Genomic DNA, 17,514 nt, shown 5'->3' with positions numbered 1-17,514 from the left:
TTAATTTATGTACAACAAACCTAAAGGTACAAAAGATTTATATGGATTAAATGGAGATATTTTTAATTTTATTAAAAATATTTTTTTTAATGTTGCAAAAAAATATAATTTTAAATACATTGAAACACCAATTTTTGAAACTGCAGAATTATTTCAGAGAAGTTCTGGAGAATTTTCTGATATTGTTAATAAAGAAATGTATGTTTTTGAAGATAAATCAAAACGTAAATTAGCTTTAAGACCAGAAGGAACAGCCCCTATAGTACGAGCAATTATTGAAAATAAACTTTATACAAATAATAATACAATACAAAAGTATTTTTATTTTGGCCCTACATTTCGTTATGAACAACCTCAAAAAGGTCGTCAAAGACAATTTTATCAAGCAGGAATTGAATTTTTAGCTGAAAAAAATGCTTTTAATGATGTAGAAATTATTTTGTTTGCATCACAATTTTTAAAAGAATTAAAAATTAACGATTATATTTTAAAAATTAATTGTTTAGGTAATGAAAAAACTCGTCTTAAATATACAGAAGTTTTAAGAGAATATTTAACAAACTATAAAGATCAATTAGAAGAAATTTCACTTTTAAGACTTGAAAAAAATCCTTTAAGAATTTTGGATGATAAAATTGAATCTAAAAAAGATTTTGTTATCAATGCTCCGAAAATTAATGAATTTTTATCTCCAGAATCTAAAAAATATTTCACAGAAATAACTTCACTTTTAGAACAATTTAATATTTCTTATGATTATGATTTATCGCTTGTTCGTGGACTTGATTATTATGATGAACTTGTTTTTGAATTTGTATCAAATTCACCTGGATTAGGAGCTCAAAGCACAATTATTGGTGGTGGACGTTATAATAAATTATTTGCTTCACTAGGTGGTCCTGAAATTTCTGCAATTGGTTTTGGTTCAGGTGTAGAAAGAATGATGGAAATTATTAATTATCAAATTATTTCTTATCCTGAATTAAATAAAAAATTAGATTTTTATTTAGCTGCTTTTAATGAAGAAGAATTATTATCACAAACTTTGCTGGCAAAGCAATTAAGAGATAGTAATTTTCAATTAGAAGTTACTAAAAACGTTGAAAAAGTTAAAAAAGCTTTTAAAACTGCCCAAAATTTAGCTAACTTTATTATTTTTAAAGAAAAAGAACAATTAGAAGATTTTTATGTAATTAAATCAACTACAACAAATTTTAAACAAGTAATTAAATTAGCTATAAATCAACATGAAGAAAATCAACAAATTTTAAGGGACATTATCAATGAAGAAAAATAAAAACAATAATTTAAACATATCAAATATCAATCAAGAAATTGAACTTTTTGGTTGAGTTCATAATTTTAGAAAATTCAAAAATTTAATTTTTGTTGATTTAAGAGACCGCTCAGGAATAGTGCAATTAGTTTTTCAAAACATTGAATTAGATTTTGGAAAAGAATATGTATTAAAAGTTCAAGGAAAAGTTGTAGAAAGAAAAGAAAAGAATCTTCATTTAGCTACAGGAGAAATTGAAATTTTAGTTTCAAATTATGAAATTTTATCTCAGTGCAATGATTTACCTTTTGAAATTAGAGATGATATTAATGTTAATGAAGATTTAAGATTAGAATATCGTTTTTTAGATTTAAGACGCCCTAAAATTATGCGTAATATTATTTTGAAAAATAAAGTTACAAATATTTTAAGAAATTTTTTAGATGAAAATGATTTTTTAGACATTGAAACTCCAATTCTTTCAAAATCAACACCAGAAGGAGCTCGTGATTTTTTGGTTACAACTCGTAATGCAGGACATTTTTTTGCTCTTCCTCAATCTCCTCAATTATTTAAACAAATTTTGATGATATCAGGATTTGAAAAGTATTATCAATTTGCAAGAGTTTTTCGTGATGAAGATTTAAGAAAAGATCGCCAATACGAGTTCACTCAATTAGATATTGAAGTTTCCTTTAGTTCACAAAAAGAAATTATGGAATTTATGGAAAAAATGTATAAACATCTTTTCCATAAATTAAATTTATCTCTTGGTGATAAATTTCCTGTTATGGATTTTGATGAAGCAATTGATAAGTATGGAATTGACAAGCCAGATATTCGCCATGAACATCTTTTAACAGAAGCAACAACTGATTTAGAAGATTCTACAGAATTCTTATTTAATTTTCCATCAATTAAAACGATTTTTTTAGATCAAGAAATTTCTAAAAAAGAGTTTAAAATAATTGCAGAAGAAGCCAAAAAAAATAATGCTCATCATTTATTGTATTTAATAATTGAAGATGGCAAAATTGTTACTAGTTCATTTAAAATCAAAAGTTTTATGAAATTAGAAAATTACATTAAAAAGCAAAATTATCAAACTGGTACACTTTTCATTGTCGCAGATCAATATGAAAATACAACAAAAGCTTTAGGGGCAGTAAGAATTAAAATTAAAGAATTATTTAATTTAGTTGATAACAATACTTTTGCATTTTTATGAGTTGTTAATTGACCGATGTTTGAATATGATGCAGAAACTAAAAAATACACAGCAATGCATCATCCATTCACTATGTTCCAAGAAGGTTTTTTAGGTACAGAAAAAGAAAAAACACCATTATTAGCAAAAGCACAAGCTTATGATTTAGTTCTAAATGGCTTTGAACTAGGTGGCGGTTCAATTAGAATTTTCGAAAAAAATGTACAACAAAAAATGTTTGAAATTCTTGGAATGTCAAAAGAAGAACAAGAAAAGCAATTTGGATTTTTTCTAAAAGCTTTTGAATATGGTGTTCCTCCTCATGGTGGAATTGCTTTTGGAATAGATCGTTTAATTATGATTTTAAATAATGTTGAATCAATCAGAGAAGTTGTTCCTTTCCCGGTTAACTCAAAAGGAATTAACGTAATGCTAAATTCACCATCTGCTGTATCTGAGCAACAACTCGCAGAATATTTCATTAAAATTGATGATAAAAAAGCTTAAAAATTAAAAAATAATATAAAAAAACTTCTACATTTTTTAAAAGATATTGTAGAAGTTTTTTTAGTATAAAACAATTTTATTTTAAAGTTTTATTACCATAATGTTTACCATATTTTGTATTGTAGTTGTCTACTGCTTTTTTATAGAAATCTTTATTTGGAATATTTGAATCAAGAGGGTTAAATCCTGTTTTACTATTACCAAAAAGGTTTATTACAGAAGAACGGGGAAGACTTAATTGGATTGTTGGACCCATTTTTCCATAAAATATTCCAAACAATGTCCGGTTAAAATCAGTAAGTGAAGTACCACTAGATCCTCCTGCAAATAATTGATCGCCACCACCTATTTCATTGACACCTGAAAATCTAGCATTTCAACCACTTAAGTAAGATTCACTACTTTTATTTTTTCAAATATATTCAGCATTATTTGGAACACTTCCTAAAGCTCAAACACGACTAAATTTACTATTACCATAACCAATTTTGGCATAACTAGAAGTTAGAATTCCGGTAAACATTCCACTACTTTGAGTGAACATATTTTTATACGTTTCATTCATTTGAATTGGTGGTAAATGTTTTCAGTTATTAAAGTCACTTAGTACTGATAAATAGTTTTGAACAAATTCAGAATTATAATTATTGTCATCATTAATTTTTTCAACTATATATTTTTTTAAAGGTTTTAAATCAATAATACCAATGGCAATATCTGTTACGAATGTAATGGCACCTTGATTAACTTTGTCAAAATGGTTAGGACCAATTTCACCATCATATACAGTAGGTATTTGATTAAAGTTTTCAAATTCTTGCAAGTAAGGTATTTTTATATTTTTATCAGTATCTGGTAAAAAGAAATATTTTGTTAAACTAGCACTATCTTTTCTTTTTGTGAAATATTCACTACCAATTTTTGAAAATGATGCATGGATATTACCTGATCAAGTAACGTGAGCATTACTAATTACGTAGTATCTTTCATCGTCATCATCTTTTGGTAATACTTTATTTAACATTGTTCATGATCCATTAGTTCCAAAAGTTCGCATTCTATTTTCTTGAGCTAATGGAAAGTCATTATAGTTGATGATTGTATCTCAATCTCTAATATAACCATTTTCATATCTTGGAAAACCTGGAGCATTAAAAAAGTATTGATCATTTAATCTTGTATCATTGGCATTAACACTAATTTTTCAAGGGTCATTTGGATCATATGTAGAAATAATACTTCTTAAACGTGCCCGATTTTCAGAAGATTGAATTGCTGTATCATATTGTTCTTGTCAAGTGCTTTTGTAAGTTTCTAAAGAACCTGGAGCATTGTAAGCAACAAGAGTTGTATTATTGGAATTATTGCTTTTAAATTGAACATTAATAAAATTATTTAATGTAGGTAAAAATACTTTATTATTTTTATAAGCGTCATATCAATCATCAGTAATTTCTCTGGCATTTGTTCCACTTTTTTGTTTTAATAAAACTCTTACTTGTTCTGTTTCTGGATCATATTTTAAATATAAATCAAAGTATTGTGTATCAGTAATTAACAGTTCTTTATCAGATAACAACTTATCTCAATTAATTTTTAAACCAACCTGATATTCAAGTAGTTTTTGTTTTTGCATATTAGTTGTTGATCCATTTTTTAAAGTGTAATTAACATTTGTAGGATTATACATTGAAGCTATTGTTGGATCAATTGCTGCTTTTTTATCTCTAACATCGATATATAAAAGTAGTTTTTTATTTTTTGCAGAAACATCAGTTTTAAAAATATCATCAACTAAATTTTTGTCAAAAGCTCAACTAAATGTTTTGTTTGCTTTATTAAAAATTCATTGTTTATCATAAATTGATTGATTAATTCGATAACTTTTTAAAAATTCATTATTTTCTGAATTTTTTGCAACATAAAATATGTCGTAATTAAATCCATTTTCATCTTTAGTTAAATCTTGAAGTGTTGTCAATAATTCATAATTTTTGTTGTTAATTGAACTGGTATTGTTGGGGAAAGTTAAAGGTGTAACTTTTTTAAATCCTGTAATTTCAGTTGTTTGAAATGGAGAAAAGAAATCATTGTATTTTAATCGATATTCTACGACTACTGATCCATTTGTTTCATCTTTAAATACAATACGTTTATTTTCGACAGTAACATTACTGTATTTTGGATTTGTTACGCTGAACGTCAAGTTATTAATTTTTAAACGACTAACAGGTAATGAGGTAGCATTAGCTGGTTTATTAATTGTTACTTTTGAATCTTTAATTAATCTATTAAAAATATTATCAAAACCATATAGAACTAATATTTTTTTATTACCGGTATATGTTTTACCATTATGAGTTAGTGACATAAAATATGAAGTTTTTAATGTACCTGCTTTATCATCGAAAACTAAATCTTTATTATCCATTTCTACAGTTGGATTTAGCCCTTTTAACTGAGGATTATCATTTTCGATTTTTTGTTCTATATTTCCAGATCCATATTCAAATTTAACCATACTTTTAATATTTTGAAAATTCATTTCTGAAGGAAGTTTATTTTTATCTCCATTAAAAGTGTGTTTAGGTTTAAAAGGTTTATATGATGCTAAAAATGTTTTATAAGAATAGAAACCACGGATAACTACAGAAGTTAAGTCAGAAGTTTTTCCAGACTTTTTATCTTTTAATTTAAAACTAGCTTTGATTGTACCTTCTTCATCATTAAGTTCAGAAAAAGGATTGGTTTCCCATTGTATCTCAAAATGGCTCGAAATATTTTGTCCATTTGAATTTTGAATTTCAAAAGAACTATTATCTTCTAATATAGTTGAAATTCTACTTTCTTTCAATTCATCTTTACTATTAATATTACTTGGTAAATAAGTATTGTAACGTGAATCACGTGTGATTACAACACCTTTAGCTAATTTATTTAAATCAAAGTCTGAACTTGAATTAGCAGAGTCTCCAAATCCTTTGATTTCTAAAGTTCTATTAAATGTTTTATTATCTTTATATTTTAATTTAAAACTAAGATTTAATTTATTTTCACTAGTATTAATTGAATTAATTTTTGTGAATTCAATCCTTGGTTTTAAATTATATGGATCATCAAAATTAAATTTAACGAAACTTAAAATTCTTCTTTCTAAAATATCTCCTCAATCACTACTTGAGATTCTTGTTTGTGATAACGGTGTGATTTTTCCTGCTAAATTTAATTCATAAGTAGTTTTAATACGAGCTAATGCTAAAATGTAACTATCAAATCCACTAAGTGTAATAAATTTAGATGGTAATGTCGTATTTGAACCTTTAATGTCAATTTTTAGAGTTAAAGTACCATTGTAATCATCAGTACTTGAAATTTCTAATTTTTGAACACTTCAACTTTGTTTAGGCAGATTAATTCTGAAGTTTTTAATTTCATCTTTTTGATTTTCTTTGATCTTTGATGGTAATACTTTGGTACTTGTTCCATTATTGTAAACTGCACTAATTTGATTTAATAAATAATTTAGATTTTCAGGACTATCATCTAAATTACTGTTATGTTTTGTGAAAGTTGCTTGATGATTTGTTCCAGAACCACTTGGCTGTTTAGGAGGATTAGAATTATTCGGTTGTTGAGTTGTTCCTGAACTATTGGGTTGTTGAGCAGCTCCAGAACTACTTGGTTGCTGAACATTTCCTGAACCACTTGGCTGTTTATTATCATTTTGGGTATTATCATCAGGAACAATATTAACATCAGAACTATCTGATTGTGGTCTATCTATAAAATCAGTATTTTCATCAGAACTACCAGGTCGAGAATTGTCTACAAAGTCATAATCCTCATTAGAACCACCTGAGTTACCAGAAATGCTTCCATTTTTTTCTTCTTTGTTATCAAAATTATTAGAATTTGGATTATATGTAGCGCCTGAATGGGGATTACCAGAATTTGAGTTATCTTGAGAATTTGGTAAATTTTGATTATTTTCGGTATTTGCAGTGTTAGATTCAGAATTATTAGATTCTTTAGATTTATCAGGTTGAAGCTGATTTTCTGCTTGAGATTTTGACACTTCTTTTGAAGTTTCCTCTGCTGGAATAGTAGCTGGATTATATACTGAAGTATCTGTTCTTGCACAAGCACTTAATATAATAGGACTAACAACTAAAACTAGTCCACACAAGTACTTTTTTTTATTAATTTTTTGTTTAATATTCATTTTCATTAATAAATCCTTTAAGTTTCATAAATTATAAAACTTTTTTTTTTTTTTTATAAAATGCTGCAAAAAAAGCTAAAAATATCCGCATACTTCCAATAAAAGATTAAAAATATTCAAAGTGGTTGCGAAAATAAATATTAAAATTTCTAGATATAACTTATTATAAATAGTATTTAATTTAAGGTAAAAAATGAAAATTTTAAATCAATATAATTATTTTTAAAATCGTATTAAAAATCAAAAACTTCAAAAAATGCTGATTTATAGCCCGTTTTTAAAATTTTTCTTTTATTTTAAAAAATGGTAAAATTAGATTTAATTTTTAAAAGAATTTATTAGTTTCAGAAAGGTAAATTATGAAAACAAAAAATTCAATGAAGAAAATGTTTATGGGCTTGGGAGCATTGGGAGTATCAGTGATTTCACTTTCTACTTACTTCGCTCTATCAGCAAGTAAAAACTCAGATAAAAATGAAAAATTACAGTCAATAAACACTTCAGAAAGCACATCTTTTGTTTTGAAAAATGAACATTTGATTACTGATAAAGTAAATTACATTGCTCTTGGTGATTCTATTGCCGCGGGTTTTAATACCGAATTAGGTTCAGAAGCTCCTGGCCAAGTTGATAAAGATGGCAATATTTCAGGATTATCATATCCTGCTTTTCTTGCTGAAATGATCCAGCAAGTACAACCAGGTAAACTGGGAACTTTTGAAAACTTTGCCTTATCAGGTACTAGAGTAGTTGATTGGCTATATTTATTAGGTGAACCCAATTCTGATTATGATGTGACAAATGAAAGACAATATTTTGATTTACTATTAAATTTAGATAAAAATCAAAATAATATATATAAAGGTAGAGTTGTTGAACAATTCAAAGAATTTGGTATTAAAAATAAAGATGATCTTTTAAATTTCCAAAATAAATTTAAAGAAGCTAATTTATTAACAATTTCTTTGGGTGCTAATGATATCATCATGCAATTACCATGACATGAAATTTATCTTTTAGCAACTGATAAAAATTCATCCAAAAAACTGAAAGCAGAAAAGCTACAAGAAGTTGTTGCTAAATTTAATTCTTTAATTGCTGAATTAAAAATTAATTTAGATAAATTAGCAAAATTAGCAAAAAAATTAAATCCAAATGGAAATATTAATTTTATTGGTTATCCAAAACCACTTCTAAGATTAGCGAAAATAATTGATGCAAATTTCGCTAAAGTTGAAGGACAAACTTTTTCTAATTTTATTTTAAAAACTTTAAATGAAACAATCAAAAAAGTAGCTCAAGATAATGATGCTAATTATATTAGTACATATGATGAAAATGATTGAGAAAAAGATTCAAGCAAGTTATCTAAAATGTTTTTAGATATCCACCCAACTGCTAAAGGGTATAAAAAAATGGCTCAAGATATTTTGTTAAAAATATCTTTAGGTGGAAAATATGCTACAGAGCATAATTTTTTAGCAGCTAATGCCTTAGTAAAAAATTGAGATTATAATTACTTTGTTAAAGACAAAGATTCTTTTCAACATCAAATTGAGTTTAATGGTGTAAATAATAAAGAATTAGTTCAAAAAGTTATTGGTAGTTCAAATGCTTTAAAGCTTTGAGAAGATTCAGATCTAGAAAGTAAACCAGAAATTTTAGAATCAATTAAAAATTCTAGTGTTTCAAAAATTATGATTAACTTTATTGAAGCTAATAAAAATAATATAAACTCATTAATAAAACCAATGATGTCTATCTTAGAATCATGAAATTTTGATAAAGATAGCAAAATATATAATTTCCTACAAAAAAAAGATGCAGATGGTGTAAGCAATTTCTTTAAAATTGCTCGTTCATTTGCTAGTTCTTTATATATTGATAAAGTATTTAAAGGAATTGAAAAAGATTTAGATAACTTAAATCAAAATGAAATTAGTTCACATACTCTTGCAAGTGTTGTGAGAAAAAATATTTTTAACAATGAAAATGTTTTCATTTTAGTAAAAGAAATTTTAAATTCAGAATTATTTTCTACAAATCCAACTGAAGCCAAACAATTTATTAAAGATATTGTGCGAGAATTTATTAATGACAAATTAATTATTTCGCAATTTTTACCTTTAACAAGTAGTTCCTTTAATATTGCAGAGCATCAAATCTTAACTCAAAGTTTTGATACTATTACAAGTAGTTTAAAAGAAAATGTTGCCCTAAAAGCATTTATTTCTAATTTAGTAGAAGACTTATTTATTAGAAAAGAACACTACACAAGTCAACCTTCATTAGAAAAAATGTTGAGTGAGTTTGTTAGTTTAAATAAATCTACTATTTCTGCAAGTGTGGATGAAATTTTAAATGAATTTTTAAAATCACAAACTAATGTTAATGCCTTACAGAAAGCTTTAGAATTACTTATTTTTAATAAATTAAAAATAACCAACCATGATCTTTACAGTCGTGAAAAAATTAGTAGTTTTATTAGTAAAATATTAGTAAAACTACCAAATCTTTCAATTTACAAAAACATTAAAAATCAAATTATTGATAAATTTATAGATCAAGATACAAATCGAATAATTTTAAATAACTTCCAAAATGAAACTAATGCCAGTTTTAATTTACTAAATTTTATTGATATTAATAAAAAAGAAAACTTTCAAGATTTCTTAGAAATTATTCTTGATAAAGATTTTTCTAACAGAGAAATTTCAGATTTAATCAAAATTGTTTTATCTAAAATAGATCTAACTTCTTTAATTTCAACATTTTCAGAAATAGGAAATGCTAATTCAGGATTAAATTTTATTACTTTATTAAATGATGTTTTACTAAATGATAAATTAACTACAAGCGACCATAATAAACTTCAACTAATTTTTAATTCTATTTTAGACTTCTTTACTAAAGGTGATTCTTTTGACCCTATTTTAAAATTAGTTGCAGAACAGTTTTCATCTAATGCATTAATTTATTTAGAACAAAATATTTCTTCTCCAGTAATTGCTGAAAATAGTAAAAATATCAAAACCATTATTTCTGAATTTTTATTTACAGCATTTAAATCAGATAATTTAAATCAATTATTATCTTCATTTTTAAGAGATATTATTAAAAATAAAGAACAATATAAAACCGTCAAAGACATCTCACAATTTATTAAAATTTTAGTAAATAATAATATTGAAAATTTAAAAACTGCTATTGGAAATATTATTGGTGAATTTTTAAAAAATGATCAATCAAATAAAGTAATATCTGAAATTGTATTTGGTTTTGCTATTGACAAAATATTATTACCAGAAGCATTAAACGCTAGTGAATCAAAGAAAAATGACTTTAAAAACTTCATTGTTAAATTTTTACCAAATATACCTTCACTAACTTACTTTAAAGATGCTTTAGAAACTTTATTAACTTACTTAGACAAAAATATTGAAAGTATTTTAGCTGGAGATTGAAAAAAAGTTGAATCATTTGCAGAAAAATTCCAAGATTTCAGTATTAATGTTGAAACAATTCTAAAAGTTATCATTGAAACAATTGAAATCAAAGCTTTAGCTCCAGAAGATTTTGCCAAAGCATTTGGATTTTTATCAGAATTTATTTCAATAGAAAAAATTGAAGCACTAATTGGTACAGAAAATGCTGAAACAGATAAGACAAGTGATGAAGTAAAAACTAGCAATTCTCAAGCAAATATTGAACAACAATTTTTATTTATTCTAAATCATTTTGTATCTTCAAAAACTTTTAATGCACATGATCAACCACAACGTCAAGCAATAGTTGATGCTAATGTTGTAAAAGCACGTGAAATTGTAAAACAAATTTTACAAAAAGCATTACCTCAAGCTAACATTAAATCAATAATTACGCAACAAATTGAAAAATTATTAGGTTCAGATTTACAAAAAGCATTACTATTTACTGAACAAGATACAAAAACACTTATTGAAGATTTATATCAATCATTAATTGATAATGATTCAATTTACAAAATTATAGATACAGGAATTAAAGCAATTTTAGGTAGAAACCAAAAAGTTGAAAAATTCACATCTGTAGCAGGGTTAATTGCGACAATTTTCCAAAATGAATCAGAAACTTTAAATGCTGAAATTAAGAAATTTATTGAATTCTTTATAACTTCAACAAAAGTAAAAGAACAAATTTCAAAAATTATTTTTAAACAATTAAGTCCTTCAAAAAAATATGAAGATGTAAATACAGAAAATAAAGAAGCAGTTAATAAATTTATTGATAAATTTATTGGAAATATTAATTCCTTTTCACTATATAATGAACTTCTAAACAAATTATTAGATTCATTAAAAGAAGAAAGTTTTGTCGCAGCTTTAATTGATGGTGACAAAGACATTCTGTTAAACAAAATTAAAGAAGTATTTGATTATACAAATTATCAGTCTTATGGAAAATTAATGAAACTTCTAGAAATAGAAGCCATTGACAAAGAATTATGAACAAACTTACTTAATGCTATTTTAGGTGAAATTGATTTAGTTTCACTGATTAAACCACAAGTAGTGGCTGCTGCAGAAAAAACAGGCAAAAATTCTAATAAATTAGCAGATAGTTTAAAAATTGTTCAAGCCTTATTTAAAGAAGAATTAAGCAGTGAAGCAGAAACAAAATTAATTGATATTGCCAAAGCATTGACTGATAAATTATTTGATTCTTCAAATTCTTTATATCAAAATATTGTTAAAAACTTAACTGATGCTTCACCAAAATTATTAGATGGAGCATTCAAAGCTTATCCAAAATTTGAATCACTAAAAGATGAATATAAAGACTTTGTAAGTGAAGCAGCTTCAACACTTTTAAATGATTCAGAAATTTCAAGTGTTGTTAAAAAAGCAATTGAAAATTTAGTTAAAGAAAGAAAACAATATTCAACTGATGAAATTAGTTCATGGTCTAAATTTTTAGTTAAATTTTATAATGCAAATAAAGATGATTTATTTGATTCACTACAAAAAATAGTTGATAACTTCTTAAAATCTTCAGGAATTTCTGACAAACTTTATATCTTATTAGAAAAAACTTTAAAAATTTATCTAGATATTTCCCAAAATTTAACAGAAAGTGAAATCAGCACAAATAAACAGGTTGTTTCAACAATTTTAAGTAAATTTAGTTCAACTAGCTTCTATAAAGAATTAATTGATAAAGTTCAAAAATTCTTAGAAGAAAATCTAGAAACAATCATCGAAGGAACTTCAAATAAAGAAGAACTTGAACAAAAACTAAGAGATTTATTAAAATTTGATGAAGAAATATTAATTTCTTTATTAGAAATTATCGAATGAGATGAATTAAGTGCTGGACAAATCAATGCATTTATCAATAGTTTTATTTTAAAACTACCAAATACAAAACTAGAAGAATTTTTTGGTTTAGCAGCTGCAGCAATTGCAACAACTCCTACATCTCCAGCCAAATCAACAGATAAAACTACTGCAAATCAAAACAGAGCATTTGAAATTATTTCAAAAATTTTAAAATCAAAATACATCGATCAAGCTACCGGAGAAGCTGAAAAAGTTATAAAAAATAAAACTAAATTAGAATCTATATTTAAAAATTTAGTTGATCAACTTCTAGGTAATACAAATATTAATTCATTTGTGAAAGCTAAAGCTAAAGAATTTTTAGTAGCTAAAATGACAACATCATTAGAAACAAATGAACAAGTTACCGGGGAATTTGTTGATGCATTGTTAGATTATTCATTTAAAAATACTTTTATCAAAGATACAATTAATAAATTTGTAAAAGATATTTTCCAAAGAAATAATGATTATGCAAAAGCAAAAGATGCCACTGAATTTATTGATACATTTTTCAGTGAAAATGAAATTAAAGCAATTGAAAATAATATAGATTCAGTCTTTCAAGGAATTTTAGAATTAAAACCAACATCTAATTTAGTAGCAGAAATTTTAATAGCTAAACTGAAATTAAAAATTCCAAATAATAAAACAAATGATTACCGTTCAACAATTCATGAACTTCTTACAGGAGCAAAAAAATCTCTAAAAGAAATTCCACAATGAGATAAGATTAAAAAGGAATTCTTTAAATTATTTAGAGAATTAAAATTAAAAACATTTACAACTGAAGACGGTATAAATAGATTAGTTAAAGCATTAGAAGCATTGGATTTAACTAATATGGATGGTGTAATCGGTTTAGGAAAACTAATTGATAATAATAAAATTCCTGTTAAAGGATTTGCTAACTTAATTAATTATGTATTTGAATATTCTCCTTTACCAGCTAATATAGATCAAGCTACTGCTACAGATCATCCGCTATTTTTTGGATTAAATAATATTAATAAAGATCCTGATAAAAATAAACGAACTAAATTAACATGACTTAGTGCTTTAAAAGATGCATTAAGTGGTAAATTAACTAGTGGCGGATCTGGTAATGGTGGCGGAGTTGATTTAACTGGATCTTTAAAACACATTTACAAAAAATTATTTGAGGAATATAATAAAACAAAATCAAATAAAAAAAATGAATTTGATAAAAATAATGTTTATTATAAAGCGATTTATCGAATTGCTGCTTCAGCTTTATGATATGCATGAGAAACATACATTCGTGAAAGTTCAGATAAATTAATTTTCTGAAATATAACTAATACAACTGTTGAAGGCCAATTATTTGAATATTTAAAAAGCTCAACAAGCACTACTTTAGCTGACCACATTTTCGGTAATCGGGGAAAATATAATTGATGAAGATGACGTTACGTATTCCCTACATATGATGATTATGGTAAAAATGATTTACTATGAATGATTTATTATTATGATGGAAGTGACAAAAGTAATATGAATCGTCATAGAAATAGTGAAACAATCAAACACACAATTATGCGTTATATTAAACAAGGTCACAGCGATAATTAAAATAATAAAAAACACATTTTCATATGTGTTTTTTTAAAGGATATCTATGAAAAATATGCGATACTATGCAGCTAATTATTTTTTTAAAGCAGAAGAAATTATTAAACAACATAATCCTAATAATGTTGTAACTTTACAATTTTTTCAAAGGCACAATGATTCTATTTTAGGAGGAATGAATGAAGTTTTAGAAATATTAAAAAAAGAAACTGATATTTCTAAATATGAAATTAAATATTTACCCGAAGGAAGCAAAATCGACGCTAAAGAAGTTGTCCTAGAATTAACAGGACCTTACCAGGAATTTGGTGTTTATGAAGGAATTATTGATGGTGTTTTAGCAAGAAGTACTTCAATTGCCACAAATGCCTATCGCTGTTTACAAGCAGCAAAAACTAAAGAAATCATTTTTATGGGTGATCGTTCAGATCATTATTCTAATCAGGAAAGAGATGGTCAAGCTGTAGAATTAGCAGGTATTAAAGCTCATTCTACTAATGCTGGAGCACGGGGTAATGAAGCGGTAGTTTTCGGTTCGATCCCACATGCTTTAATTCAAAATTTTGAAGGTGATTTAGTAAAAGTAATGCAATATTACAAAGAATTATTTCCTGAAGATCAAAATTTAGTAGCATTAGTTGACTTTCACAATGATGTAATTTCTGATTCATTAAAAGTTTTAAAACATTTTGGCAAGGAATTAAAAGGTGTGAGAATTGACACTTCACAAGCTATTAAAGACAAAATGTTTACATCCAATGAAAATGAGTATGGTGTGACTCCAAACCAGGTAAAAAGATTAAGACAAGTTTTAGATGAAAATGGTGGAAGTCATGTCAAAATTATTGTTTCTTCAGGATTTAATCCCGAAAAAATTGCTTACTTTGAAGCTGAAAATACACCAGTTGATGCTTATGGTGTGGGTGAATTTATTTTACAAATTCATAATACTTTTTCTGCAGATGCAACAATGATTAATGGTAGCAAATTAGCAAAAGTAGGTCGTGAATATTCTCAAAATCCTCGATTAATTACTTTAAAAAAATAAACAAAAAACTTTGTTATTTAATCTTTAAAAAAACCAAAAAAATTAAAGATTTTTTTTTGTAGCAAAATTTGAAAAAATTGATATAATTAACAATACTTTGTTATATCTGATATAAAACATAAAAATATTTATAGGTTTGATTAAAGTTCAATTAATTAGAAGGGAGATAAAATGGCGATTGTTCCTAAGCGTAAAACTTCTAAACAACGTAGAAATAAAAGAAGAACACATGACGCTCTGCCTGTACAAAATTTAGTTGCTTGTAAAAATTGCTCACAATTAATTTTGCAACACCGTGTATGTAAATTCTGTGGTTTCTATAAAAACAGAAAAGTAGAAGGTTATTTAGCTTTAAACGACAGATAATACTTTTACTTTTAAATAATTTTTATTTATTAAAAAAATCTCTTAAAAACAAGAGATTTTTTCTTTTTGTTTAAAAAGAAAAAAGGGATTAATTTGCAATCCCTTTTACTATTTTTTCAATTAGTTCTTTTTGTGCTTTACCTTGGTAATGTTCGATGATGTCAAATGCTAAATCAAAACTAGTAAATGGACAACGTGAAGTGAATAAATTTTCATGTTTTACACTATTTGTATCTTTAAAGTTTTCACCTTTAATATGGTTACTAATTGGGTAACCAACATAAGCTTCATCTGTAATAATGCCTTTTTCATGTAATGCATTTGGTGCGTCACAAATACTGTATATTTTTTGGTTTCTGTCTTGGAATTTTTTAACTAATTCCAAAGCTTTTTTATCATCTCTTAGATGTATTGCAGCTTTTCCACCAGGAATAAAAATTCCTTCATATTCATCTAAATTAGGTTCCTCTACATTGATTTTTACTCAAGTAACTTTGTGTTGCCCTGATACTTCTTTTAAACCATTAGGATTATAAAAATCAATAGCAGAAAAAGTTTTTGACATGTCTAATGTAGACAATACTGTTGTTAATTCAATATCTTGGAAATCTTCTAAAACTAGAACTAATAATTTTTTCATTATTTTAAATACTCCTTAATCTTTTCATTTTATTTGCTAAAATTATAACAAATAAAATGAAAAGATTAAACACTTACCTATGTGGTCCAACAGTTTATAATTCACCCCATATCGGCAACATGCGACCGATAGTTTTTTTTGATATTTTGCTTAGAGCACATAGTGCTTTAGGAGTCATAATTAATTTTGTTCATAATATTACAGATATTGATGACAAAATTATAGAAAAAGCAATTCATGAAAATCAAAGTGAAAAAAATATATCTGAAAAGTATTTTTTAGAATATATAAATTTATTAAAAGAATTTAATATTCAAACTCCTACTCATTTAGAAAAAGTAACAGATAATTTAGAAGTAATTGATTCCTATATCCAGAAAGTTCAAGCAAATAACTTTACTTACAAGAGTAATGAAGACATTTTATTTAACATCGCTAATTTAAAAAAATATGGAGAAGTTTCAAATCAGAAACTGGATATGTTAATTTCTCAAGAGACAATAAATATAAATAAAAAACAATCACAAGATTTTGTGTTGTGAAAAAAAACTTCTAAAGGAATAAAATTTGATTCTTCTTTTGGTAAGGGCCGTCCTGGATGACATACAGAATGTGCTGCATTAATTGATAAACACTTTGGTGCTAAAGGAGTTGATATTCATGGTGGAGGAATTGATTTAAAATTTCCCCATCATGAAAATGAAAATGCACAACATTTAGCAATTTATAATAAAAGTATCACTAAAAAGTGAATGTGAACAGGTTTAATTAATATTAATGAACAAAAAATGTCTAAATCTTTAAATAATTTTTTATTAGCTAAAGATTTTTTAAAACAATATCCAGCTGATTTATTTCGTTTAATTATTTTAAATTCATCATTTAATTCAGTTATAAATTTAAATGATGAACTAATTTCTAATAATTTAAAATTACTAAATCGTTTTAAAACATTGCATAATAATTTTCAAGCAGAAAATCCTAAATGAAAATTTCAAATGATTGAAGATAAAGAAATTTTGGAAATAATGGAGCTAGTTGCAAATGTTAAATTTGCTCAAGCTAATTTAAAAATAATGTCACTGTTTAATGAAGCGTTAAAAAATGATAAAGCAAAAATTAAAATTTTTACTTTGTGAAAAAAACTTGGTTTTTTATTTATGAATTCAGAAATTCCATTACATATACACGAAATTTATAAAAATTGAAAAAAAAGTAGAAATTTAAAAAATTTTTTAAAAGCTGACCAATTTCGAGAAATTCTTAAAAAAAATTTAATAATTTTCTAACTTAATTAT

8 protein-coding genes are annotated in these 17,514 nt (G+C 25.4%); 6 read left to right on the top strand and 2 right to left on the bottom strand.

Going from position 1 to position 17,514, the window contains the following annotated elements:
• The first annotated feature begins 7 nt into the window (after window positions 1-7).
• Window positions 8-1,297, top strand: a complete 1,290-nt coding sequence (hisS, locus tag NV226_RS01915) for a histidine--tRNA ligase (RefSeq protein ID WP_258210645.1) — start codon at window positions 8-10, stop codon at window positions 1,295-1,297.
• Window positions 1,284-2,990, top strand: coding sequence for an aspartate--tRNA ligase (gene aspS / locus NV226_RS01910; protein ID WP_258210644.1), 1,707 nt, complete (start codon window positions 1,284-1,286; stop codon window positions 2,988-2,990). Before hisS ends, aspS begins: the two co-directional genes overlap by 14 nt.
• Window positions 2,991-3,066: 76 nt before the next feature.
• On the opposite strand, the gene NV226_RS01905 is transcribed toward aspS, so the two are convergent.
• Entirely contained in the window at window positions 3,067-7,218 is a 4,152-nt protein-coding gene (locus NV226_RS01905; RefSeq protein WP_258210643.1) for a lipoprotein 17-related variable surface protein, read from the bottom strand.
• Window positions 7,219-7,571: 353 nt separating this feature from the next.
• On the opposite strand from NV226_RS01905, the gene NV226_RS01900 reads away from it, so the two are divergent.
• The 3 genes from NV226_RS01900 (at window position 7,572) to rpmF (ending at window position 15,576) form a co-directional block, all read left to right on the top strand.
• A complete protein-coding gene (locus NV226_RS01900) occupies window positions 7,572-14,162 on the top strand; it encodes an SGNH/GDSL hydrolase family protein (protein WP_258210642.1) in 6,591 nt (2,196 codons plus the stop codon).
• A 46-nt stretch (window positions 14,163-14,208) separates the two neighbouring features.
• Window positions 14,209-15,210, top strand: coding sequence for a nicotinate phosphoribosyltransferase (locus tag NV226_RS01895; RefSeq protein WP_258210641.1), 1,002 nt, complete (start codon window positions 14,209-14,211; stop codon window positions 15,208-15,210).
• Between the two features lie 171 nt (window positions 15,211-15,381).
• A complete protein-coding gene (gene rpmF / locus NV226_RS01890; protein WP_258210640.1) occupies window positions 15,382-15,576 on the top strand; it encodes a 50S ribosomal protein L32 in 195 nt (64 codons plus the stop codon).
• A gap of 88 nt (window positions 15,577-15,664) precedes the next feature.
• On the opposite strand, the gene NV226_RS01885 is transcribed toward rpmF, so the two are convergent.
• Window positions 15,665-16,216 (bottom strand): DJ-1/PfpI family protein, encoded by a 552-nt coding sequence (locus tag NV226_RS01885; protein WP_258210639.1) that lies wholly within the window; start codon window positions 16,214-16,216, stop codon window positions 15,665-15,667.
• Between the two features lie 56 nt (window positions 16,217-16,272).
• Between NV226_RS01885 and cysS the strand changes: the two genes are divergently transcribed.
• On the top strand, window positions 16,273-17,505 hold the full coding sequence (gene cysS, locus NV226_RS01880) for a cysteine--tRNA ligase (RefSeq protein ID WP_258210638.1): 1,233 nt from the start codon (window positions 16,273-16,275) through the stop codon (window positions 17,503-17,505).
• Window positions 17,506-17,514 lie beyond the last annotated feature (9 nt).

The sequence above is a fragment of the Mycoplasma iguanae genome (assembly GCF_024722375.1).
Lineage (GTDB): Bacteria > Bacillota_I > Bacilli_A > Mycoplasmatales > Metamycoplasmataceae > Mycoplasma_M > Mycoplasma_M iguanae.
This window is presented reverse-complemented; position numbering and strand designations above follow the sequence as displayed.